General features: G+C 26.4%; 19 protein-coding genes and 6 tRNA genes. 7 read left to right on the top strand and 18 right to left on the bottom strand.

Annotation, left to right across the window (positions count from 1 at the left end; translation table 11 throughout):
- Positions 1-30: 30 nt before the first annotated feature.
- From H0H63_RS02290 to ileS, 6 genes are all read right to left on the bottom strand, one after another.
- A tRNA-Thr gene (locus H0H63_RS02290) sits at positions 31-102 on the bottom strand.
- A gap of 8 nt (positions 103-110) precedes the next feature.
- Positions 111-183 (bottom strand) — tRNA-Gly (locus tag H0H63_RS02295).
- A 23-nt stretch (positions 184-206) separates the two neighbouring features.
- Positions 207-290 (bottom strand) — tRNA-Tyr (locus tag H0H63_RS02300).
- A gap of 11 nt (positions 291-301) precedes the next feature.
- A tRNA-Thr gene (locus H0H63_RS02305) sits at positions 302-375 on the bottom strand.
- 79 nt (positions 376-454) lie between these two features.
- Positions 455-1,129, bottom strand: coding sequence for a lipoprotein signal peptidase (locus tag H0H63_RS02310; RefSeq protein WP_185858405.1), 675 nt, complete (start codon positions 1,127-1,129; stop codon positions 455-457).
- 321 nt (positions 1,130-1,450) lie between these two features.
- On the bottom strand, positions 1,451-4,885 hold the full coding sequence (ileS, locus tag H0H63_RS02315; protein ID WP_185858406.1) for an isoleucine--tRNA ligase: 3,435 nt from the start codon (positions 4,883-4,885) through the stop codon (positions 1,451-1,453).
- Between the two features lie 45 nt (positions 4,886-4,930).
- Here ileS and mutS point away from each other — a divergent pair, with 45 nt between their 5' ends.
- From mutS to H0H63_RS02330, 3 genes are all read left to right on the top strand, one after another.
- On the top strand, positions 4,931-7,363 hold the full coding sequence (gene mutS / locus H0H63_RS02320) for a DNA mismatch repair protein MutS (protein WP_185858407.1): 2,433 nt from the start codon (positions 4,931-4,933) through the stop codon (positions 7,361-7,363).
- A gap of 77 nt (positions 7,364-7,440) precedes the next feature.
- A tRNA-Gly gene (locus H0H63_RS02325) sits at positions 7,441-7,515 on the top strand.
- Between the two features lie 9 nt (positions 7,516-7,524).
- Positions 7,525-7,609, top strand: a tRNA-Leu gene (locus H0H63_RS02330).
- On the opposite strand, the gene guaB is transcribed toward H0H63_RS02330, so the two are convergent.
- Positions 7,591-9,072, bottom strand: a complete 1,482-nt coding sequence (guaB, locus tag H0H63_RS02335; RefSeq protein WP_185858408.1) for an IMP dehydrogenase — start codon at positions 9,070-9,072, stop codon at positions 7,591-7,593. The two genes, H0H63_RS02330 and guaB, sit on opposite strands and share 19 nt — an antisense overlap.
- A 212-nt stretch (positions 9,073-9,284) precedes the next feature.
- Here guaB and H0H63_RS02340 point away from each other — a divergent pair, with 212 nt between their 5' ends.
- Positions 9,285-9,569: a hypothetical protein gene (locus tag H0H63_RS02340; protein ID WP_185858409.1), complete on the top strand. Its 285-nt coding sequence runs from the start codon at positions 9,285-9,287 to the stop codon at positions 9,567-9,569.
- Between the two features lie 55 nt (positions 9,570-9,624).
- Here the strand turns inward: H0H63_RS02340 and rplS are convergent, their stop codons facing one another.
- The 10 genes from rplS to H0H63_RS02385 are packed head-to-tail and all read right to left on the bottom strand — an operon-like array spanning position 9,625 to position 19,930.
- Positions 9,625-9,969, bottom strand: a complete 345-nt coding sequence (rplS, locus tag H0H63_RS02345; RefSeq protein ID WP_185858410.1) for a 50S ribosomal protein L19 — start codon at positions 9,967-9,969, stop codon at positions 9,625-9,627.
- Positions 9,970-9,971: 2 nt separating this feature from the next.
- The gene (gene glmM, locus H0H63_RS02350; protein WP_185858411.1) at positions 9,972-11,357 is read right to left on the bottom strand and encodes a phosphoglucosamine mutase; all 1,386 of its coding nucleotides are present in this window, start codon (positions 11,355-11,357) and stop codon (positions 9,972-9,974) included.
- Between the two features lie 51 nt (positions 11,358-11,408).
- On the bottom strand, positions 11,409-11,942 hold the full coding sequence (locus H0H63_RS03070; protein WP_238784394.1) for an FtsX-like permease family protein: 534 nt from the start codon (positions 11,940-11,942) through the stop codon (positions 11,409-11,411).
- Complete coding sequence (locus H0H63_RS03075; RefSeq protein WP_238784395.1) at positions 11,906-12,658, bottom strand: ABC transporter permease family protein; 753 nt, start codon at positions 12,656-12,658, stop codon at positions 11,906-11,908. Before H0H63_RS03075 ends, H0H63_RS03070 begins: the two co-directional genes overlap by 37 nt.
- Before the next feature lie 8 nt (positions 12,659-12,666).
- A complete protein-coding gene (gene dnaB / locus H0H63_RS02360) occupies positions 12,667-14,250 on the bottom strand; it encodes a replicative DNA helicase (RefSeq protein ID WP_185858412.1) in 1,584 nt (527 codons plus the stop codon).
- A gap of 36 nt (positions 14,251-14,286) precedes the next feature.
- Entirely contained in the window at positions 14,287-15,240 is a 954-nt protein-coding gene (locus tag H0H63_RS02365) for an acetyl-CoA carboxylase carboxyltransferase subunit alpha (RefSeq protein ID WP_185858413.1), read from the bottom strand.
- 23 nt (positions 15,241-15,263) lie between these two features.
- Positions 15,264-16,028 carry a succinate dehydrogenase/fumarate reductase iron-sulfur subunit gene (locus H0H63_RS02370; protein WP_185858414.1) on the bottom strand — a complete coding sequence of 255 codons (765 nt, stop codon included), beginning with the start codon at positions 16,026-16,028 and terminating at the stop codon, positions 15,264-15,266.
- A gap of 11 nt (positions 16,029-16,039) precedes the next feature.
- Positions 16,040-18,076, bottom strand: coding sequence for a fumarate reductase/succinate dehydrogenase flavoprotein subunit (locus tag H0H63_RS02375; protein WP_185858415.1), 2,037 nt, complete (start codon positions 18,074-18,076; stop codon positions 16,040-16,042).
- A gap of 9 nt (positions 18,077-18,085) precedes the next feature.
- Positions 18,086-18,736 carry a succinate dehydrogenase cytochrome b subunit gene (locus tag H0H63_RS02380; RefSeq protein ID WP_185858416.1) on the bottom strand — a complete coding sequence of 217 codons (651 nt, stop codon included), beginning with the start codon at positions 18,734-18,736 and terminating at the stop codon, positions 18,086-18,088.
- 21 nt (positions 18,737-18,757) lie between these two features.
- The gene (locus tag H0H63_RS02385; protein ID WP_185858417.1) at positions 18,758-19,930 is read right to left on the bottom strand and encodes a cysteine desulfurase family protein; all 1,173 of its coding nucleotides are present in this window, start codon (positions 19,928-19,930) and stop codon (positions 18,758-18,760) included.
- A gap of 231 nt (positions 19,931-20,161) precedes the next feature.
- On the opposite strand from H0H63_RS02385, the gene rny reads away from it, so the two are divergent.
- From rny to lpdA, 3 genes are read left to right on the top strand one after another with little or no spacing between them, the layout of a single operon-like run.
- Positions 20,162-21,733, top strand: a complete 1,572-nt coding sequence (gene rny / locus H0H63_RS02390) for a ribonuclease Y (RefSeq protein ID WP_185858418.1) — start codon at positions 20,162-20,164, stop codon at positions 21,731-21,733.
- Between the two features lie 11 nt (positions 21,734-21,744).
- The gene (locus tag H0H63_RS02395; RefSeq protein WP_185858419.1) at positions 21,745-22,719 is read left to right on the top strand and encodes a deoxyhypusine synthase family protein; all 975 of its coding nucleotides are present in this window, start codon (positions 21,745-21,747) and stop codon (positions 22,717-22,719) included.
- 25 nt (positions 22,720-22,744) lie between these two features.
- On the top strand, positions 22,745-24,181 hold the full coding sequence (gene lpdA / locus H0H63_RS02400; RefSeq protein ID WP_185858420.1) for a dihydrolipoyl dehydrogenase: 1,437 nt from the start codon (positions 22,745-22,747) through the stop codon (positions 24,179-24,181).
- 6 nt (positions 24,182-24,187) lie between these two features.
- On the opposite strand, the gene ung is transcribed toward lpdA, so the two are convergent.
- Positions 24,188-24,856 carry a uracil-DNA glycosylase gene (gene ung / locus H0H63_RS02405; protein WP_185858421.1) on the bottom strand — a complete coding sequence of 223 codons (669 nt, stop codon included), beginning with the start codon at positions 24,854-24,856 and terminating at the stop codon, positions 24,188-24,190.
- Positions 24,857-24,858: the final 2 nt, after the last annotated feature.

Below are 24,858 nucleotides of genomic sequence, written 5' to 3' on the forward strand. Positions count from 1 at the left end.
TCTTGTTATAAATAAAAAGTTCAAAAAGAAAGCCAATGTCGGGAATTGAACCCGTGCCCTCTTCCTTACCAAGGAAGTGCTCTTCCACTGAGCTACATTGGCAACATAAGAGCGGAAGACGGGATTCGAACCCGCGACATTCAACTTGGAAGGCTGATGCTCTACCAACTGAGCTACTTCCGCTTACAATAAATCATAATCACCAATGGGAAGAGCAGGATTCGAACCTGCGAAGGCCATGCCAACAGATTTACAGTCTGTCCTCGTTAACCAAACTTGAGTATCTTCCCAAAATTAAAAAAGCCGGCGGAGGGATTCGAACCCACGACCCCGAGATTACAAATCACGTGCTCTGACCAACTGAGCTACACCGGCAAATCAAATTTGTTCGTAACAATGAAAATCAGATCGATACAAATCTATAGAGATTTTTATAATTCTCAATAATAAATTATCACAAAATTTTTACATTTTTTATCTTATTTTTAAATAAAAGCAATAAACTAAATCCAGCAAATATAACTATATCAGATAAATTAAAAACTGGTTTAAAAAATTTAAAATGTTGACCTCCAAAAATAGGAATCCAATGAGGGATATAAGTATCTATTATTGGAAAATAAAATAGATCCACTACGCATCCTCCCATAAAGGAGGCATATCCACCTAAATTAACCAAATTTTTATTCTTTAAAAAGTTATAAAAAAAATAATTTATTTTAGATATTCCGTTGTAAGGAATCCATTTACAATATTCATTATTATAAACTGTTCCTGTATCAAACAATAATCCATATAAAGCACTATCTAAAAAATTCCCTATAGCTCCTGATAAAATTAAACTGATAGGAATAGTGAAATAATAAGAAGATCCTTTCTTTACATTTTTATAAAGAAAAAAAAATATAAAAAAAACTAAAAAAAAACGAAAAACACTTAATAATATTTTTCCACAGTATCCATTTCCAAAATGAATTCCATAAATCATTCCAGGATTTTCCACAAAAAAAATCCAAAAGAAAGGAAAAATAGAAACTCCGGATCCTAACTCAAAATGAGTTTTTATGTAAATTTTTAAAATTTGATCAATCAATAAAATAAAAAAAACAATTAAAAAAATTCTTTTCAAAAAATTAATATTTATTATTTTTTCCAATTGGATGGAACAAAAAAACTACATCAAACGTTTTTATATATATATCAATTCTTTTTGTTACATAAAAAAAACCCATAATCTTTACTTTTGTAAGGTTATGAATAATAAATTCATATTTATTTATTGATAAATTTTTGATAAATTAAATATTGTTGTGTTTTCATAATTTTTTTTCTTAATGTAAGAAAACTTGAAAAAATAGGAAAAGAAAGTATATCATATGTTCTGTTTATTATTAGATGATTTTTCTAATCTTTTCAGTATAAAATCAACGAAATTTTTTTTATTTCTTACTTATTGGATTTCTTTTTTTTTCTTCCATATTTGGATATATAATATTATTTTTTCTGAAAAACAGATTTTTTCTCCTTTTTTTTGTTCTAAATCTAAAAATATATCTATAGAAAGAGTTTCCTTACAAATAAATTTTTTATTTCTTTGTATAAGAGATTGTATTTTTTGATTTGGAATATGAATATATACAAAAATTTTTTCAACTACATTATAGTTATGCATTTTTCTTAATTTTTGTATAGATCTAATCAAACCTCTAATAAACCCTTCTTCCCATAAAGAATCTGTAATATGTAAATCTAATGCAATTGTTAATTCATTATCATATAAAATATCCCAATTTTTAATGTATTCTGTCGTAATTTTTACATCTTTTAAGAATAAAAGAATTTTTTCTCCTTGAAAAAAAACAGTACATTGTTTTTTTTCTTCTATTTCTTTAATTTTTTCTTGAGTAAATTTTTCTATAATATTGGAAATACATTTCGTTTTATTTCCAAATTTAGGACCTAAAGATTGATAATTCGGTTTAATATGTTTAACCGATTCTAAATTTTTATAAGAATAAGGAAATTCTAATTCCTTTACATTAGCTTCAGTTATAATAATTTTTAATGATTTTCTTAATTGATAACGTATTGTTTCATCGGAAATAAGAATAAGCAATTTTTGCAAAGGTTGACGATTTTTGATTCTATTTTTTTTTCGAATAGAAAATACCATAGCAACAATTTTTTGAACCAAATACATTCTATTTTCTAATTCCTTGTTAATTAATCCAAAATCATAATGAGGAAATTTAGTTAAATGAACACTATTAAAGTTTTCTTTTCTAGTAACAGAATTTAAATCTAAATACAATTTTTCTGAAAAAAATGGAGTAATAGGAGATATTAATTTAGTAACAATAATTAAACATTTATATAATATTTGATATGCAGATATTTTGTCCAATGTATATTTTTCTTTCCAAAATCTCCTACGACATAATCTTATATACCAATTACTCAATTTATCTAATACAAAAGAATAAATTAAACGTGCAGCTCTAGTTGGATTATAATTAGCATAATAAAAATCTGTTTTTTTGATTAGAGTATTTAACTCGGAAATAATCCAAAAATCTAATTCTGTATAATTGGAACATTCTTCTTCTTCATAAGAAAATCCATCAATATTAGCATACAGTACAAAAAAAGAATAAATATTGTATAGTGTCCCAAAAAATTTTTTAATCATAGAAGAAATACCTTCCACATTGAATTTTAAATTATCCCAAGGTTCAGAATTAAATATAATATACCAACGAATAGCATCAGGTCCATAAATATTGATTAAATCAAAAGGATTTACAGTATTCCCTTTACTTTTAGACATTTTATATCCATTTTTATCCAAAACCAACCCTGTTGATATAACATTTTTATATGCTATAGAATCAAATACCATACTACTAATAGAATGTAAGGTAAAAAACCACCCTCTTATTTGATCAATTCCTTCCGAAACAAAATCAGCAGGGAACAACAAATTATTATCTATAAATTCTTTATTTTCAAATGGATAATGAAATTGAGCATATGGCATCGCCCCAGAATCAAACCAAACATCTATTAAATCTTCTTCTCGTTTCATTGGATCACCGTTAGATGAAACTAATATAACTTTATCTAAAACATCTTTATGTAAATCTATTTTATTATAATTATCATCGCTCATATCATCTAAAACAAAATCTTTGAATATATTATGAGACATAAATCCATATTTAATAGAATTTTCAATTTCTATAAACAATTCCTTAATTGATCCAATAACTATTTCTTCATCTCCTTTTTCTGTTCTCCAAATGGGAATAGGAGTTCCCCAGTATCTAGTACGTGATAAATTCCAATCTTTTGCATTCTTCAACCAAGAATCAAAACGTTTTTTACCTATAAAATCAGGATACCATTTTATTTTCTTATTCAAAAGGATCATTTTATCTTTCAATTCTGTAGTTTTTATAAACCATGAATTTAAAGGATAATAAAGAATTGGTTTTTCTGTTCTCCAACAATGTGGATAAAAATGGGTATGTTTTTCTACCCTAAATATTTTTCTTTCTTTTTCTAAAAAAAAAACAATTTCTTGATCTACTGAAAAAGAATTTTCATTTTTTGTATTAAAATGATTTTTAACATATTTACCTCCAAATCCATGAGGAAAACTATTTAAAAATTTTCCTTGCAAATCTACTAAAGGAATAATATGATTACTATCATCTAAAACTAACATTAAAGGAATATTATATTTTTTGGCTATCATAAAATCTTCCATTCCAAATGTAGGAGCAATATGAACAATTCCAGTTCCTTCTTCTACATTTACGAAATCTCCTGTTACTATTTGAAATGCATTTTTTTCGTTTTTATAAGGTTTAAACCAAGGTAATAATTGTTCATATTTACTAAATAGTAAATCTTTTCCTTTAAACTTATTTATGATCAAATAAGGAATATGATGATTTTCCATATCAGATATATTAAAATGTAATTCAATATCATTTGATACAGAATAAAATACGCTAGATAATAATATTTTATGAATTAATTTTTCAGCAAAAATGATATGTTCTATCAAATAAGTATAAGTATTATAAGTTTTTACTAAAACATAATCTATGTCATTTCCTACAGCTAATGCTGTATTTGAAGGTAAAGTCCAAGGAGTAGTGGTCCATGATATTAAATATATATCTCCTAATACATTATTAAATTTTTTAGGTAAAGAACTATTTATAATTTTAAATTTTAAAAATGGAGATATTTCTTCTACCTTCTTATAAGTTCCTGGCATATTTAATTCGTGATGACTCAATCCTGTTCCGGCTGCAGGAGAATAAGGCTGTATGGTAAAACCTTTATAAATTAAATCTTTATAATATAATTTTTTGATTAACCACCAAACGCTTTCTATATACTTTGTATTACAAGTAATGAAAGAGTGATTCAAATCTATCCAATAACCTATCTTATCTGTAAATAAAAGCCATTCTTTTAATGACTTTTTTACAAAACTTTTACAAAAATTATTATACTCTTCGACAGTTACTTTTTTTCCTATATCATTTTTAGTAATCCCCATTTTTTTTTCTACATTTAGTTCAATAGGAAGTCCATGTACATCCCAACCCGCTATTCTAAACACTTTTTTACCTTTAAGAGTATGATATCTACAAAAAATATCTTTTATTGTTCTTACTAACATATGATGTATCCCAGGACGTCCATTTAAAGAAGGTGGACCTTCATATAAGACATATGAAAAAGAATCTTTTTTATTAAAAAAACTAAAATTATTTTGAAAAATATTATGTTTTTTCCAATATCGAGATATTTCCTTAGTTATCTTATTAAGATCTAGATTTTTATATTCTTTAAATATTTTTGACATAAGGTTTTTATTATTAAAAAATATTCTATAAAATAATATTCTATTATGAATACAAATGATAATAATTCTTCTTGTAAAAAAAAAGAAGATACTCCATTAATTAAACAATATAATAATATAAAAACTAAATACCTAGATACCATTTTATTATTTCAAGTTGGAGATTTTTACGAAACTTTTGGAGAAGATGCCGTAAAATGTTCTAAAACATTAAATATTGTTTTAACTAAACGATCTAATATTCATTTAGCTGGATTTCCTTGTCATTCATTAAATACTTATTTACCAAGATTAATACAATCAGGTTTTAGAATTGCTATTTGTGATCAATTAGAAGAACCCAAAAAAGGAAAAAATATCGTAAAAAGAGGCGTAATAGAATTATTAACTCCAGGAATAACTATAGATGAAAATATTTTACAAACTAAACATAATAATTTTTTAGCTTCTATTCATGTAGAAAAAAATAACTTAGGACTAAGCTTTTTAGATATTTCTACTGGAGAATTTTTGATAACCGAAGATAAAAAAAGTAATGTATTACAATACTTAAAACTTTTTAATCCTAGCGAAATCATTTTTCAAAGAAAAGAAAAAAATTTTTTTTTTCAACTTTTAAAAGATAAATATTATACATATTTAATGGAAGATTGGATGTTTGATTATGCTTTTGCATATGAAAAACTCATATCCCATTTTAAAACAAATTCTTTAAAAGGATTTGGAATTGAAAACCTAAAATTAGGCATTATTTCATCTGGAGTTATACTATCCTACTTGCATAGTACACAACATTTTAATATTCAACATATTTCTACTATACGAAGAATAAAAAAAGAAGAACACATGTGGATAGATGATTTTACTTTTCAAAACCTAGAAATTTTTCATTCTTTAAATAAAGAAGGAGTATCCTTGATTAAAGTTATAGATCAAACCACTACCCCTATGGGGGGTAGATTATTAAAAAATTGGATTCTATTTCCATTGATAAATTTATTTCACATAGAAAAACGTCATAATATAGTACAAGAATTATATGCTAATAAACCCATTCGTCTTTTTATAAAAAAGAAACTAAAAAATATTCATGATATAGAGAGAATCATTTCTAAAATGACTACCAGAAAAATATCTCCACGAGAAATATATATTTTGCACAAATCCTTAATTTCTATTGTAGAAATACAAAAAAATTTTTTATCTCAAAAATCTAAAATACTTATAGATTTTGGAAAATCTTTTCAAGATTGCAGTCTTGTATCTAATATAATAATGAATACCATAGAAGAGGATCCTCCTCATCAAATAGAAAAAGGAAAAGGAAATGTCATAAAAATAGGAATTTCTAAAGAATTAGATGAAATACGAATACTGTATTTTTCTCAAAAAGAATATTTGAAAAAACTTTGTATAAAAGAACAATTAAATACAGGTATAACCAATTTAAAAATTGGATATAATAATATTTTCGGATACTTTTTTGAAGTAAAAAATTCAAAAAAACATAATATCCCATCTGTTTGGATACGAAAACAAACATTAACAAATGTATCCAGATATGTTACTGAAGAATTAAAAAACTATGAGCTAAAAATTTTAAAAGCAGAACAAAAAATGTTTTTTTTAGAAAAAAAAATATTGAATCATTTAATTCATAAAATACTAGAAAAAATAAAACCATTACAGAAAAATGCTAAAAAAATTGCAGAATTAGATGTCTTATACACCTTTTCTAATTTAGCATTAGAAAATAATTATGTCAAACCAAAAATCAACCAATCTTTAAAAATCAATATCATAAAAGGAAGACATCCAGTTATTGAAAGACAATTTATATCTAAAACTGCTTATATTCCTAATAATATTATTATCAATAAATACAATCAACAAATACTTATCATTACAGGACCAAACATGTCCGGAAAATCCGCTATTTTAAGACAAACTGCTATTATTATCCTAATGGCTCATATCGGAAGTTTTGTTCCTGCTAAATATGCAGAAATAGGATTAATAGATAAAATATTTAGTAGAGTTGGTGCTTCTGATAATATTTCTTTAGGAGAATCCACTTTCATGGTAGAAATGAACGAAACAGCAAACATTCTAAACAATCTTTCTAAAAGAAGTTTTCTTATTTTAGATGAAATAGGAAGAGGAACAAGCACCTATGATGGGATTTCCTTAGCAAAATCTATTGTTGAATTTTTATACAAAAGTAAATTCCGTCCTCTCACTTTATTTGCTACTCATTATCACGAATTAAATGAAATGACTCTACTTTTTAAAAGAATAAAAAATTATAATATTTCCGTAAAAAAAATTAATGATAATATTATTTTTATGCATAAGTTAATAACAGGAGGTAGCAAACATAGTTTTGGAATTCATGTAGCAAAAATATCTGGAATGCCTACAAAAGTTATTTCTAGAGCAAAAGAAATATTAAAAACACTAAGTAAAAAAAAACCATAAAATTTTTATACAAATAATTTATTAATTTGCTATATTATAATATTCTAATTGATAGCTATAAATTAATCGTTCAATCCGCGAGAATAGCTCAGTTGGTATAGAGCACAACCTTGCCAAGGTTGAGGCCACGGGTTCAATTCCCGTTTCTCGCTCTTTTATTTGCCCGGATGGTGGAATTGGCAGACACACAGGACTTAAAATCCTGTGATCATTACGATCGTACGGGTTCAAATCCCGTTCCGGGTACTCGTATTTTGAAAATAATTAGGAGTTTCTTTTGTAATTCTTACACTATGTGGATGATTTTCTTTCAATCCAGAATTAGTTATTCTTACAAATCTTCCTTTTTTTATTAGTTCTGGAATAGAAGAAACTCCACAATATCCCATCCCAGAACGTAATCCTCCACAAATTTGATAAATAACATCTTTTATTTTTCCTTTATAAGGAACCATCGCTTCTATTCCTTCTGGAACAGACTTTTCATTAAATTGAAAATATCGATCTTTACTTCCTCTTTTCATAGCAATTAAAGATCCCATTCCTACATAAGTTTTAAATTTTCTTCCTTGAAAAATAACTTCTTCTCCAGGGGATTCATCCGTTCCTGCAAACAAACTACCAATCATAACAGTACTAGCTCCAGCAGCAATAGCCTTAACTATATCTCCTGAATATCTAATTCCACCATCAGAAATTACATTTACATTTTTCTTTTTAGCATATTCATATACATCATTAATCGCTGTTATTTGAGGCATTCCTACTCCAGCTATAACTCTCGTTGTACAAATTGAACCAGACCCAATTCCTACTTTTAAAACGGTAGAACCTGCCTCTATTAAATCTTTAGCTCCTTCCATTGTTACTACATTTCCAGCCAATAATGGTATTTTTGGAAAAGAAGATCGGATTGACCTTATCATTTGTAATACTCTAGAAGAATGACCATGCGCAGAATCTATTGATAAAACATCTACTCCTACTTTTACTAATGAGTCAACTCTTTCTAATGTTTTTTTATCTATTCCTATTGCAGCTCCCACACGAAGACGTCCTCTATAATCTTTGCATGCATTAGGATATTCTATTAAATTATCAATGTCTCTAATCGTAATCAATCCTATTAATTGATTGGAATCATTTACAATAGGTAATTTTTCTATTCTTTCTTTTAATAAAATATTTTTTGCTTCTTCCAAAGTTATATCTTTTTTAGAAGTAATTAAATTTTCTTTTGTCATCGATTCTTCCACTAATGAATCTAAACCAGTACGATATTTTATATCTCTTTTAGTAATAATTCCTAACAATAGATAATTTTCATCTATTACAGGAAGACCTGAAATTTTATATTTTTTCATAAGATATTGAGCCTCTCTTAAGGTAGAATTTTTAGAAAGAGTAATAGGATCATCAATCATTCCACTTTCACTTCTTTTTACTCGATAAACTTCTTCGGTTTGATTTTTTATGTTCATATTTTTATGGATAATTCCCATCCCACCTTCTCTAGCTATAGATATTGCTAAAGAAGATTCAGTTACCGTATCCATAGCTGCACTTAATATAGGAATATTAAGAACAATATCAGATGTTAAATAAGTTTTAAGAGAGACTTCTGATGGAAGAATTGAAGAATAAGAGGGAATAAGTAATACATCATCAAAAGTTAAAGCCTCTTTTAAAATCTTTTTATTTACAAACATAATTTTTACTTATTAATATATAATTTTGTTTAAGTTTAATTTTAATGAAAAATATATGTTAATTTTAACATTCTTATTTTCAAACTAAATAAAGAGAAAAAATAAAATTTCATTATAATGATTTTTACATTTACTAGTAATGATATATTTTTTCATTCCAAATTTTTATATAAATTTGTCCAGAATATGTAATAACTGAAATACTACTGATTATGATGAAAAAATTAAGAATTACTGTTACTACGATTCTATTAGCAATATTTTTGTTTACTATTAGTTGTAACAACAAGAATAAAAATGAAACTCCTTCTACTACAAACGAAGAGGAAAAATCTGCTAATAGCAATGAAAATCAAACGGAATCCAATAATAATACAACAACGACTCCTCCTGAAAATTCTAGTGAGGAATCCTCAAAAAAGAATAATGAGGATAATGGGAGTACATCTGAAAAAGAAAAAGGAACTACTGAAGAAAACGAAAAAAACAATAAATAATTAAAAAAAAGAGAGAGAATTCTCTCTCTTTTTCTTTTACAGAAAAAGAATCTTTTCAACTTTTTACTCTTGCTTTTTTTCCTTTTAGGGATCTAAAGTAATAAATTCTTGCTCTTCGAACCTTCCCTTTTTTATTAACTTCTATTTTTTTAATACTTGGTTGATTAAGAATAAATATACGTTCTATTCCTATTCCTCCACTTATTTTACGAATAGTAAATGTTTTAGTCAACCCTTTTCCTTGTTTTTTAATAATTACCCCTTTAAAAGATTGTATTCTTTTTTTTTCTCCTTCTTTAATTTCAAAGAAAACAGTGATTGTATCTCCAGAACAAAATGATGGATAATGAAGTTTTTTAATCCATTTTTCTTCTGTATATTTAACTAGATTATATAGCATAATTATAATTTTTTTACCTCATTTATAATCTCTTTTGATAAAAAATCAGCTCTTATTTTAGAATTACTTTCTGTATGTATTCTAATGATATTTTCAGTATTAGATTTTCTAATATGGATCCATTCGTCATTTAAATAAATTTTAATTCCATCACTAAAATCCATTTTTTTTCCTTTGTATTTTTCTTTGATTATTTTAAATAATGTTTGAATTTGGTCATAAGAAAAAAATCGAACTTTTTTTTTTGACATAAAATAATTAGAATATCTTTTTCTTAAGTTAGATAATGAAATTCTATAAAGTTTAGCTACTTGAGTTAAAAACAAAGCAATTCCTACTAAGGCATCTCTTCCATAACGTAAGTCAGGATAAATGATTCCACCATTTCCTTCTCCTCCAATGACAGCATGAACTTGTTTCATTTTTTTAACTACATGGACTTCTCCTACAGAAGTGGAATAATAAGGAACCCCTTTTTTCAAAGAAAGATCTTTTAATGCGTGAGAAGAAGATAATGTAGTAACTACAGGCCCATGTTTATTTTCCAAAACAAAATCTGCTATAGATATTAAAGTATATTCTTCTCCAAAGAAATCTCCATTTTCACAAATAAAAACAACACGATCAACATCAGGATCTACCGATATACCTAAATCTGCTTTTACTTTAGGAACTTGTTTACATATTTCTTTCAAATTTTTTTTTATAGGTTCAGGATTGTGAGTAAAATCTCCATGAGGATCACAATACATTTTTACTACATGAACTCCTAAATATTTTAAAAGAATAGGAACAGCTATTCCTCCTGTAGAATTAATTCCATCTACCAAAATTTTAAATTTTGCATTTTTTATAATTTTCCTATCTATGATAGGTAAAGAAAGAATTTTTTTTATATGTTTCTTGATATAATTTTTTACATAAAAAATACTACCTAATTTTTTATAAGAAGAAAAACTAAAATTTTTTTTTTCTACTATATCAAACAACTGTTTAAAATCTTTTTCGGATAAAAATTCTCCACATGAATTAAACATTTTTAATCCATTCCAATTTTTTGGATTATGACTAGCCGTTAACATTACCCCTCCATCAGCTTTTTCATTTAAAACAGCTATTCCAACGGTTGGTGTAGTTGATAACCCAATATTTATAACATCGACTCCAAGAGTTTGAAAAGTTATTGTTAAAAATTGTTGAAATAAAGTAGAAGTCAATCTCCCATCTCTCCCTAATATAACTAGATATTTTTTTTTCTTTTTATATTTTTTTTTCATCCAATAAACATATCCAGCAGAAAATTTAATTATCTCTATAGGAGAAAAACCTTCTCCTATTTTTCCTCCTAATGTCCCTCTTATTCCAGATGAAGATTTTACAAGTGTCAAAAGAATTCTCTTAATTTTAGAAAACAAAAATACAAAATTAAATTTTCAAAATTATTCAAATTCTATAACTTTTATAGGTGGAATTTTGTTTATAATAAAAAAAGTGGGAAAAAATATGGTAAAAAAACAAATAGAAATAATAAAAAAATTGATCATGATAATATGATTGATATTAAAGTAAACTGGTACGTAATTTATAAAATATTGTATCTTATTTAATGATAAAAAATGAAATTTTGTTTGCATTTTTAATAAAGTAATTCCTATCCCATTTCCTATAATAAATGAAGGAATAAATACTCTCAGTATATAGAATAAAAATATTTTGTATATGATTTGGTTTTTTGCTCCTAAAGTCTTTAAAATTCCTATAGTTCTCATTTTTTCTAAAAGAAGTATTAAAATAAATACAATCATATTTATAACTACAGATAAAAAGACAATCGAACTAATAACGATAATATTTATATGGAACAAATTGATCCAATCTTTACGATGATTTTTATCGTCGTCTATAGTTTCTACTAAAAAATCATTAGGTTTTTTTTTTAAAATTTTTTTTTTATATTGTCTTTGACAAAACAAGAATATACAAATATTTCAAGTCCTTCTGATAAATCTTCTGTACATTTATAAATTTCTTGAATGGATTTTATATTTCCAATAATATAAATATCATCAAATTCCGGTATTCCAGTTTCATATAAACCAAAAACTTTAAATTTTTTGGAAATAATAGTAGGTGTTTCTTTATTTCTAAAAAAAAGGAAGTCTATTTTCACATTTGATCCAATATCTAATCCTAATGAAGAAGAAATTTTTTCGGATAAAATAACGTTTGTATTAAAAGAAAAATTTTTTTTTATATTTAAAATATTTCCTTTTACTAAAAAGTTTTGAAAAAATAAAGGATTATAGTCTTTATATAATCCTTTATAAATATATCTATCTATTTTATTATTTGTTCTAATAATCACATTATTTTCAGCAATACCATAAATTTTTTTTATATAATTAAGATAAAAAAATTTCTTTGAAAAAGCATTTTTGTTTTTCATAGAAAAATTTAACGGAACATTTTTTATGAAATTCTTCTTTTTTACAAAAATTTGTCCCCTAATATTGAATAGTTTATCTTCTATCATCTTTTGGAATCCAAATCCTATAGAAAAAGTTAAAATAGTTATAATTAAACTGAAAACTATTGTTGTTTGTGTTATGAAAACTATCGATCTAAAAATTTTATTTTTACCGTAATTTTTCCATCCTGTTTTTTGAGAGAAATTCCATTCAAAATTCAATACCTTATTTATTTAATATTTTCATCTAAATAATTTTCTTTATCAAAATCTATTCCATGACTTCCGTTATTAGTAGTAGTATCCGGTATAGGCAATGATTGTCCAAAATCTTCATATGATGAAGACGACATAAAAAAACTTTCTTTCTTTTTATCAAGAACATTATAATCTTCTTCCCAATCTAAAAAAGTCTGTTCTTTTTCTTCCATGTTTTCAAATTTAGCTTGATTACTGATAAATTTTAAACGAAATCTATCTAATCCTCCGTTTCTATGTTTAGCTATTATGATTTCTGCTTGACCAATGCAAGAATTATTGTCCTCATCAGAATCCCAAATATTGAATCCATAATATTCAGGCCTATAAATAAATAAAACTATATCTGCATCTTGCTCAATAGCTCCAGATTCTCGTAAATCAGACAATAAAGGACGTTTACTTCCTCCTCTAGTCTCTACTGCCCTAGAAAGTTGAGATAAAGCTATTATAGGAATGTCAAGTTCCTTCGCTATAGACTTCAAACTTCTAGAAATAATTGATATTTCTTGTTCTCTATTTTGAAATTTTGGACCATGATCATGTATTCCCATTAATTGCATATAATCTATCAATATTAATTTTATTCCATGTTTGGATATTAAACGACGACACTTTGTACGTAAACTGAATACAGATAAAGAAGGAGTATCATCTATAAATAAAGGAGTTTCTTTTAGATTATTAGTTTTATGAATTAAACATTCCCAATCTAAATTAGATAAATTAGCTCTTTTAATTTTATCTGAAGAAATACCAGTTTCCAAAGATATAAGCCTTGTAATTAATTGAATAGAAGACATTTCTAATGAAAAAATGATAACCGGAATTTTTTGTTTCACCGCAATATTATTAACCATGGATAACATAAAAGTTGTTTTTCCCATACCTGGTCTAGAAGCTAGTATAATTAAATCGGAGTTTTGCCATCCAGAAGTAATCTGGTCCATTCTATGAAATCCAGAAGATATTCCACTAACCCCTTCTTTTTCCGTTTTTTTTATTTTATCAATAGCCTTTTTTATCAGAGATTGAGTAGTTTCATATCTTTTTGTAATTAAATATTTTTGGTTTACTTCAAATAGTTTAGATTCTGCAGAATCCAAAAGATCAAAAACATCTGTAGTTTCTTCATAACATTTTTGAATAATATCAGAAGATATACTAATTAATTTTCTCAAAATAAATTTTTGTAGAACTATACGACTATGATATTCTATATGTGCGGAAGAAATCACTTTTTGTGTTAATTCAACCAAATAAAATTCTCCTCCTATGAATTCTAATTTTCCAATTTTTCTAAGTTCATTGGATACAGTGTACAAATCAACAGGTTTAGAGTTATGATATAACCTTTGTATAGCTAAAAAAATAGCTTGATGTGCTTTTTTGTAGAAAACTTCAGGAAAAAGTATATCCATAATTTCATCTAAACCCTTTTTGTCTATCATAAGAGCTCCTATGATAGTTTCTTCCAAATCTAATGCCTGAGGGGGGATCTTTATTTTTTTATAATGAAAATTATTTCCTTGTTTGGAACTATCTATTTGATTCATAATAAAATTAAAAAAAATATGCAAATGAATAAAAATTTATTCATCAAAAAAACCTATGGAAATATACTTATTTTTTCTATTTCTAATCATAGATTCTATATCAATTGAAGATAATTCTTTATAATACTTTACAATTTTCTTTTTAACAATTTTATAAGCTTTATTTGGACAAAAATGTGCTCCACCTAATGGTTCTTTAATAATATCATCTATAAGATTTAGCTTATGCATATCTCCTGCAGTAAGTTTTAATGCTTCTGCTGATTTTTCTTTTTGATCCCAATTACCCCAAAGTATTGTTGAACAGCTTTCTGGAGAAATAACAGAAAACCATGAATTTTCCATCATAGAAACTATATCTCCTATTCCAATCCCTAAAGCTCCACCACTAGCTCCTTCTCCTATAATTAAAATAATAATAGGAACTTTCAAACACATCATCTCATAAATATTTTTACCTATAGCTTCCCCCTGTCCTCTTTCTTCCGCTTCAATTCCAGGAAATGCTCCTGGAGTATCAATGAAACTTACGATAGGTTTACGGAACTTTTCTGCTAATTTCATAAGACGTAAAGCTTTTCTATATCCTTCTGGATTAGGCATTCCAAATCTCCTGTACTGTCTATCTTTAGTATTTTTTCCTTTTTGTGTCCCTATTAACATAAAAGTATGATCTTCTATTTTTCCAAAACCACCTACAATAGCTTTATCATCTCCAAAATTCCTATCTCCATGTAACTCTATAAAAGTTTTTTTTGTAATAAACTCTATATAATCTAAAGTATAAGGTCTATTAGGATGTCTAGATAATTGTACTCTTTGCCAAGGAGTTAAATTATGATGTACTTTTTGAATAGTTTTTTCTAATTTTAATTTCAATTGATTACAAACTTCTTTCATATCCACTCCACTTTTTTCTTGAATCATAACGCAGTTTATATATTGATCTTGAATTTCTTGTATCGGTTTTTCAAAATCTAAATATTCCATTTTTAATACATTAAAAAAATTCATCAAATAGTAAGTGAGTCTATATACTCATAATTCATGAAAGAAATATATTCTGTAGATATCCCCTTTGGACACTCTATTTCACATGCTTTAGTATTAGAGCAACTACCAAACCCTTCTTCGTCCATTTTATTAACCATATTGATTACTCTTCTTTTTCTTTCTATTTTACCTTGAGGTAATAAAGCAAATTGTGATACTTTTGCTGAAACAAATAACATAGCGGATCTATTTTTACATACAGCGACACATGCTCCACAACCTATACATGTAGCTGCATCAAAAGCTTGATCTGCTTGATCTTTTGGTATAGGAATTATATTACCGTCTATCGTATTTCCAGATGTATTAACGGAAATAAATCCACCTGAAACCATAATTCTATCAAAAGAAGATCTATCCACTACAAGATCTTTAATAATGGGAAAAGGTTTAGCTCTCCATGGCTCTATATATATAGTTTGTTCATTACGAAAATGACGCATGTGCAATTGACAAGTTGTGGTTAAATTTTCTGGACCATGAGCTCTCCCATTAATATACAGAGAACACATTCCGCAAATTCCTTCACGACAATCATGATCAAATGATATGGAAGTATCTGATTCTTTTTTTTTACATATAATATGATCATTCAACAAATCTAACATTTCTAAAAATGAACTATTAGGGGATATATTATATACTTGATAAGTTTTAAAAAAACCTTTTTCTTGATTATTGTTTTGTCTCCATATTTTTAACTTAAAATTCAAAAATTGATTCATAAAATTATATTTTATTTATAAGAACGGGATTCTACTTTCACAAAAGTATAATTTAAATTTTCTTTATGCATTACTTCATCAAAAATAGGTCTGTTTTTTCTATATTCCCATACAGAAACATATTGATAATGAATATCATCTCTAAGAGCTTCTCCTTCTTTCGTTTGATATTCTTCTCTAAAATGACTTCCACAAGATTCTTTTCTACTTAAAGCATCCATAGCCATTAATTCTCCCAATTCTAAAAAATCTGCTACACGTATAGCTTTTTCTAATTCATAATTTAATTTATCCTCAATTTTTCCAGGAACAAAAACATTTTTCCAAAATTCATTACGAAGTTCTTGTATATTTTTTATAGCTTTAGATAATCCTATATGATTCCTATTCATTCCTACATATTTCCACATAATATTTCCTAATTTTTTGTGAAAAAAATCAACACTTTTGTTCCCTTTATTTTTTTTAATAAGTTGATGAATAAAATCTTTTATATTTCTCTCAGATTTATCAAATTCTATCTGTTTTATAGATATTTTTTTTGTTTTACCTATGAATATAGATAGGTAATCTGTTATGGTAGATGGTAAAATAAAATATCCATCAGCTAATCCTTGCATTAATGCAGATGCTCCTAATCTATTAGCTCCGTGATCGGAAAAATTAGCTTCTCCTATTACAAAACAACCAGGAATTGAAGACATTAGATTATAATCAACCCATAATCCTCCCATTGTATAATGAACTGCAGGATAAATTTTCATAGGAGTATGATAGGGATTTTTATCCGTTATTTTTTCATACATATGAAATAAATTTCCATATTTAGATTCTAACATTTTTTCTCCTAATCTTTTTTTTTCTAAATGATTATAATTTTTTATTCCAAGTTCATTGGCTTTTTCTTCCCCGTATCTGTCTATAGCATCATGAAAATCTAAAAAAACCCCTTCTTTAGTTTCATTATTTTCCACTCCCAATCCATTATCACAACGTTCTTTAGCCGCTCTAGAAGCAACATCTCTAGGGACAAGATTCCCAAATGAAGGATAACGTCTTTCCAAATAATAATCTCTTTCTTCCTCACTAATATCTTCAGGTTTTTTAGTACAATTCCGTATAGAAATAGCATCTTCAATTTTTTTTGGGACCCATATACGTCCATCATTTCTCAATGATTCAGACATTAACGTTAATTTAGATTGATAATTTCCATGTATTGGAATACAAGTGGGATGAATTTGTGTGTAACAAGGATTAGCAAAAAACCCACCTTTTTTATGAACTTTCCATATGGCACTTGCATTAGATCCCATAGCATTCGTAGATAAAAAAAATACATTTCCATAACCTCCTGATGCTATTACTATAGCATGGGCCGCATGTCTTTCTATTTCTCCAGAAACAAGATTTCTAGTAATTATTCCTCTAGCCCTACCTTCTACGACTACTAAATCAAGCATTTCATGACGATTATACATTTTTATTCTTCCTTTTCCTATTTGTCTAGACATAGCAGAATAACAACCTAATAATAGTTGTTGTCCAGTTTGTCCTTTCGCATAAAAAGTTCTAGATACTTTTGTTCCTCCAAAAGATCGAGTTTCTAAATATCCGGCATAATCTCTGGCAAATGGAACTCCTTGAGCAACGCATTGATCAATAATATGGGAAGATATTTCAGTCAATCGATAGACATTCGCTTCTCTAGATCGATAATCTCCTCCTTTAATTGTATCATAAAAAAGTTGATAAATAGAGTCATTATCTCCTTTATAATTTTTAGAAGCATTGATCCCACCTTGTGCCGCCACAGAATGTGCTCTTCTAGGAGAATCTTGATAACAGAATGCTTTTACCTGATATCCTAATTCAGATAAAGAAGCACTAACTGAACCTCCTGATAGTCCTGTTCCAACTACAATAATTTCTATATCCTTTCTATTATTAGGAGATATTAATTTTAAAGTAGATTTATGATTTTTCCATTTTTGATTCAGTGCCCCTAATGGAATTTTAGAATTTAATTTTAAATAATTTTTAACCATTGAAAAATATTAGTTTAAAAAAAACCAAATAGCGATAATAGAAAAACCGGAACAAATAAACAAAAAGTAAATAAACCCTAATCTTTTTATCCATCCAAATCTTTTTCTATTGGATAATCCTAAAGATTGAAAGGAAGATTGAAATCCATGATTTAAATGAATTCCCAAAATAAAGAAAGAAAATACATATATAAATGTATATAAAGGATTCTTAAATAAAGAAACCACAATATGATAATCCGAAGTTAAATGATAATATTTCATAGGGATCATGAAATTGATAAGATGTAAAATCAAAAAACAAAGAATTAAAATACCTGTATATATCATGGAACGACTACTGAACGTAGTAGTTAAATAAGAGGTCATTCCATAATCTACTTCTCCTTTTATTCTTCTATTTTTTAAATGCAATTTAATTCCAAATAATATATGAGTAATAAAACCCATAGCAAGTATATATTCCATCCCTCGAATAAATAAGTTATTCCTCATGAAATAAACAGCTTCATTAAAAGTTTTTTCTCCTGAAAAAAGAAAAAGATTAACACTCAAATGCAATAACAAAAAAAACATAAGAAATATCCCTGTAATGGCCATAACCACTTTTTTCCCAATAGAAGATTGAAATAAATTATTATGATTCACTGATGATTCCATATTAAATAAAATAAGATATTTTTAGGAAAAATTTTTTTTTGTTTTAATTTTTTCTAAAGCTGTTACTAAAACATCTATATCTTTTTTTTCGTTAAAAATTCCAAATGAAATTCGAATAGGCATCCTTTTTTTCAATAAAGATTCATCTGTGATAGATTGAATAACGGAAGAAACTTGTGGAATATTACTATAACATGAATTCCCTTTAGAAACAGATACCCCCATCAAATCTAAATGAAAATAGAATAAATGATCTTTTTTTTTTATTGGATATAAAATATTTAATATAGAAGGAATACTTTTATCAATATCAGATGATAATCCATTAAAAATAATATCTGGAATAATTTTTTTTAATTCAGAAATACAATATAATTTTAAATCCCTTATTTTTTCTATATTTTTATAATAATTGCAACAGGATAATTGTAAAGCTTCTGAAAGACCAGCAATCCCATATGTATTTTCCGTTCCTGAACGGATTCCATATTCTTGTAATCCTCCACTGATAAAAGATTTTATTTTCTTTAAAAAATGTTTTCTTATAAAAACGAATCCTACCCCTTTCGGTCCATAGAATTTATGTGCACTTGCAGTAGCAAAATCTAAGGATAATTTATCCATATGTATAGGAAAGTTACCGATAACTTGAATAGTATCTGAATGAAAATAAGCATTATATTTTTTACATAAGAAAATAACTTGATCTAATTCTAATAAGTTTCCAATCTCATTATTAGCATACATTAAACTAACAAGTGTTTTTTTTAAGTAATTTTTTTTTAAAAGATCTTCCATATGATTTAAATCAAGAATTCCCTTTTTTTGAATTTGAATAAAATTAATACATACTTTATATTTCTTATATAAACCTAATACTGTTTGTAAAACAGAAGGATGTTCTAATTTAGAAGTCAAAATATGTTGTACTCCAAAATCTAATATAGAAGATTGTAATACAAGATTATTTGCTTCAGTTCCTCCAGAAGTAAAAATAATTTCATGGGGAGATGCCTTTATATTTTTTGCTATACGAATTCTAGATTCTTCTATGATAGAACGAGCTTCTCTTCCATAACTGTGTTGTACTGAAGAAGGATTCCCAAATGAATATTTTAATATATTGGTCATTATTCTGATCACTTCATTTCTTATAGGAGTTGTTGCTGCATTATCTAGATATACTCGTTTCATTTAAAATTTGAATTATTTTTATTAACTAACATTACAAAAATAAATATATTATACTCAAAATATGTTGAGTATAAATATTTGTAAAAAATCTCATTTTTAATTTTGTATCTTTATCAAGATCATATAAAATCTTTTTTATTAACAAAAAAAATTTTATAGTTCGTACATATTTTTTTTAAAAATGTTATGAAAATCTCTATTTTATTTTATATTTAAATTGAGATAATAACTATGAAAATAGATGTTGGATTTTCGATTCTGATGGGGGTTGTGATTGGAATTGTATCATGTTATTTTTTTGGAAAAAAAACCATTTTAAAAAAATATATTCATCTATTAGAAAAGGCTAATTTTCAAGCAACAAAAATCATCAAAAATGCAGAAAAAGAAGGTGAATCTATAAAAAAAAAGAAAATGATTCAAGCAAAAGAAAAATTTATAGAACTGAAATATAAACATGAAAAAGACGTTCATTTTAGAGAAAGAAAGATAATAGATATAGAAAATAAAACAAGAGAAAAAGAAAATAGATTATCTAAAGAAATAGAAATATATTTTAAAAAAAATAATCGTTTAGAAACACAAATACATGATTATGAAATAAAATATAAAATTCTTAAAAAAAAACAAGAAGAATTTAAAAATATACATAAAAAACAGGTAGAATTTCTTGAAAAAATATCTCATTATTCTTCAGAAGAAGCGAGAAATGAATTAATGGATATTTTTAAAGAAGAAGCTAAAGTGAAAGCTCAATCCCATATACAAAATATTATAGAAGAATCACAATTAACAGCAAAAATGGAAGCAAAAAAGATAGTCATTCAAGCAATTCAAAGAATTGGAACAGAAGAAACTATTGAAAATGCTGTATCTGTTTTTAATATAGAATCAGATGATGTAAAAGGTCGTATCATTGGACGGGAAGGAAGAAATATAAGAGCTTTAGAAAAAGCTACAGGAGTAGAAATTATAGTAGACGATACTCCAGAAGCTATACTTTTATCTTGTTTTAATCCTATACGAAGAGAAATAGCTAGATTATCCCTTCATAAACTAGTAGTAGATGGACGTATTCATCCAGCGAGAATTGAGGAAATCGTGGAAAGAACTGAGAAACAAATTGAAGAAGAAATAGTAGAAATAGGAAAAAAAAATATAATAGACCTAGGTATTCACGGAATACATACGGAATTAATTCGAATGATAGGAAGAATGAAATATCGTTCTTCTTATGGTCAAAATCTTTTACAACATTCCCGTGAAGTTGCACATTTATCAGGAATATTAGCTTCCGAATTAGGTTTAAATGCTAAACTCGCAAAACGAGCAGGATTTCTACATGATATTGGAAAAATTCCTGAAAGAGAATCTGAACAACCCCATGCCATTCTAGGGATGCAATGGGCAGAAAAATATGGAGAAAATATGGAAATTTGTAATGCTATAGGATCACATCATGATGAGATAGAAATGAAAGTATTGATATCTCCTATAGTTCAAATTGCAGATTCTATTAGTGGAGCTCGTCCAGGTGTTAGAAGAAATTCTTTTGAATCCTATTCAAAAAGATTAAAAAACTTGGAAAATATAGCCATTAGTTTTTATGGAGTTAACAAAGCTTTTGCTATACAAGCAGGAAGAGAATTACGTGTTCTGGTAGAGAGTGATAAAATAGATGATAAAAAAGCTTTTCAATTATCTTGTGATATTTCAGAAAAAATCAAAAATGAAATGACTTATCCAGGTCAGATAAAAGTAACAGTGATAAGAGAAACTAGAGCTGTACAAATAGCTAGATAAAAATAAAAATTATGAAAGACTCTTCCATTACTTCTTTTGTTGAAAAATACTTTCTTCATTTTAATGCTTTAACTTTATTAGAAGCATCGAAAGCATATAAGTATCATATTCAAAATGATGGAAAAATGATGATTACATTAGCAGGAGCTATGAGTACTGCAGAATTAGGTAAGATTTTAGCTGAAATGATACGAAAAGATAAAGTTCATATTATTTCTTGTACAGGAGCTAATTTAGAAGAAGATATATTGAACTTAATAGCACATTCTCATTATATAAAAATTTCTAATTATAGAGATTTAACCCCATATGAAGAAAAAAAATTTTTAAAACAAGGATATAACAGAGTTACAGATACTTGCATTCCGGAAAAACAAGCTTTTAAACAATTACAAAAACATATTTTTAAAGTTTGGGTAAAAGCTAAAAAAGAATCAAAACGTTATTTTCCTCATGAATATATTTATCAATTATTATTGGAAAATATTTTAGAACCTTACTACAATATAGATTCCAAAGATAGTTGGGTGTTAGCTGCTGCAAAAAAAAATTTACCTATAGTGGTTCCAGGATGGGAAGATAGTACTATAGGTAATATATTTTCTTCATATTGTATGAAAAAATTATTCGACCCCATTATTATAAAAAACGGGATTGAATACATGATGTATTTAGCCAAATGGTATCAAAAAGAATCAGTTCAACACAAAATAGGTTTTTTCCAAATAGGAGGAGGAATTTCTGGAGATTTTCCTATTTGCGTCGTTCCAATGCTTTCACAAGATGTAGGAATTTATCCAACTCCATTTTGGGCATATTTTTGTCAGATTTCTGATTCTACTACTAGTTATGGTTCTTACTCAGGAGCTATTCCAAATGAAAAAATTACTTGGGGTAAATTAGACGAAAATACTCCAAAATTTATTATAGAGTCAGATGCTACTATAGTAGCTCCACTTATTTTTGCATATGTATTAAATATGTAACTTTATTGAAAAATATTTTCTACTAATGAATAATAATTCATATGATCTTGTGGTTATCGGTTCTGGTCCTGGTGGATATGTTTCTGCAATTAGAGCAAGTCAATTAGGATTACGTACTGCAATCATAGAAAAATATAAAAATTTAGGAGGAACATGTTTAAATGTTGGATGTATCCCCTCTAAGTCTCTTTTAGATTCTTCTAAATATTTTTTCTTAGCTAAAAATCATTATTCTTCACATGGAATTTTTTTCGAAAAACTATTTTTTGATCTCAAAAAAATGATGAATAGAAAAAATGAAATAGTTAGAAATATAAATAATGGAATAAAATTTCTAATGAAAAAAAATAAAATTGATGTATATCAAGGAACAGGCTCATTTAAAACAAAAAATATTCTTCTTATAAAGAACGAAACCTCGTTAATAAAAGAAAAACAAGAAATACAATTTAAATTTTGCATAATATCTACAGGATCTAACCCTTCATGGGGCCCCTCTTTAAATTTTGATATAAAAAATAAAATTATTTCTTCTACAGAAGCTCTTAATTTAAATGAAGTTCCTAATAAATTAATAATAATTGGAGGGGGTGTTATTGGATTAGAACTTGGTTCTATTTTTAATAGACTAGGAAGTGAAGTAACTATCATAGAAACTATGGATAGAATCATATCAAATATGGATGATTCTTTAAGTATAGAAATGAAAAAAATTTTGGAAAAATATTCTATTAAAATAGAGACTTCTTTATCTGTAACCAATATTATTAAAAAAAATAATAATCATAAAGAAATATTAGTTGTAGCAAAACATAATCATAACGGAAATAAAATTCATATACTAGGAGATTATTGTATCCTATCAATAGGAAGAACTCCATATACAAAAGATCTTGGATTAGAGAATGTTGGAATAAAAACAGATAAAAAAGGATTCATACTAGTGAATGAATCTTTACAAAGTGTAAGAAATAATATATATGCAATTGGAGACGTCATAGGAGGAAAAATGCTTGCTCATAAAGCTGAAGAAGAAGGATTATATGCAGTAGAACATATAGTTGGACAAAAACCAAACAAATTAAATTATAATTTAATTCCATCAGTAATTTATACTTATCCTGAAGTAGCTAGTGTTGGATTCACAGAAAAAGAAATAAAAAGAAATAAAATAGAATACAACATCGGTATTTTTCCTATGAAAGTTTTAGGAAGAGCTCGTGCAAGTGGATGTATTGACGGTTTTTTAAAAATCATTTCTCATAAAGAAACAGATGAAATACTAGGAGTTCATCTGATTGGAGAACATGCTGCAGATATGATAATGGAAGCTACTGTTGCTATGGAATTTCAATCATCTTCAGAAGATATCTATAGAATTAGTCATCCACATCCTACTTTTAGTGAATCATTTAAAGAAGCCGCTTTACTAAGTTTTGAAAATCGTTCTATACATATATAATTTTTTTTACCATATAATTGTTTTTTTTCCTTTACTACTCAAAAAATTATTGGTTTTTAAGAAATGTTTAGATCCAAAAAAACCAAGATGAGCAGAAAAAGTCGATGGATGAGATGTTGTTAATACATAATGATCCTGATTAAGATTGATTAAAGATATTTTTTTTTTAGCATATTTTCCCCATAAAAGAAAAACAATATTTTTTTTTTTATTGGAAATAGATTGTATAATCTGATCTGTAAAAAATTCCCATCCTATTTTTTTATGAGAACCCGGATTCCCTTTTCTTACTGTTAAGATAGAATTAAGTAATAAAACTCCTTGTTTTGCCCAAGGAATTAAAGACCCACTAGAATGAAATGAATTGTTCTTAAAACAATTGTTCACTTCTATAAAAATATTTTTTAATGAAGGAGGAAAAGGAACTCCGAATGGAACAGAAAAACAAAGACCATCAGCTTGATGATCCTTATAATAAGGATCTTGTCCTAGAATTACTACTTTCAATTTTTGGAAAGAACAATATTTTAAAGAAGATAAAATATTTTGTTTTTTAGGAAAACAGGTAAAATTATTATATTCTATATTAATAGATTTCAATAATTTTTTTAAATAAGGTTTTTCATATTCCTTTTTTAAAAATAAATTCCAATTATAATTTTCTTTTTGATTCATCT

Origin of the sequence: Blattabacterium cuenoti (assembly GCF_014251655.1) — a bacterium.
Classification (GTDB): Bacteria; Bacteroidota; Bacteroidia; order Flavobacteriales; family Blattabacteriaceae; genus Blattabacterium; species Blattabacterium cuenoti_I.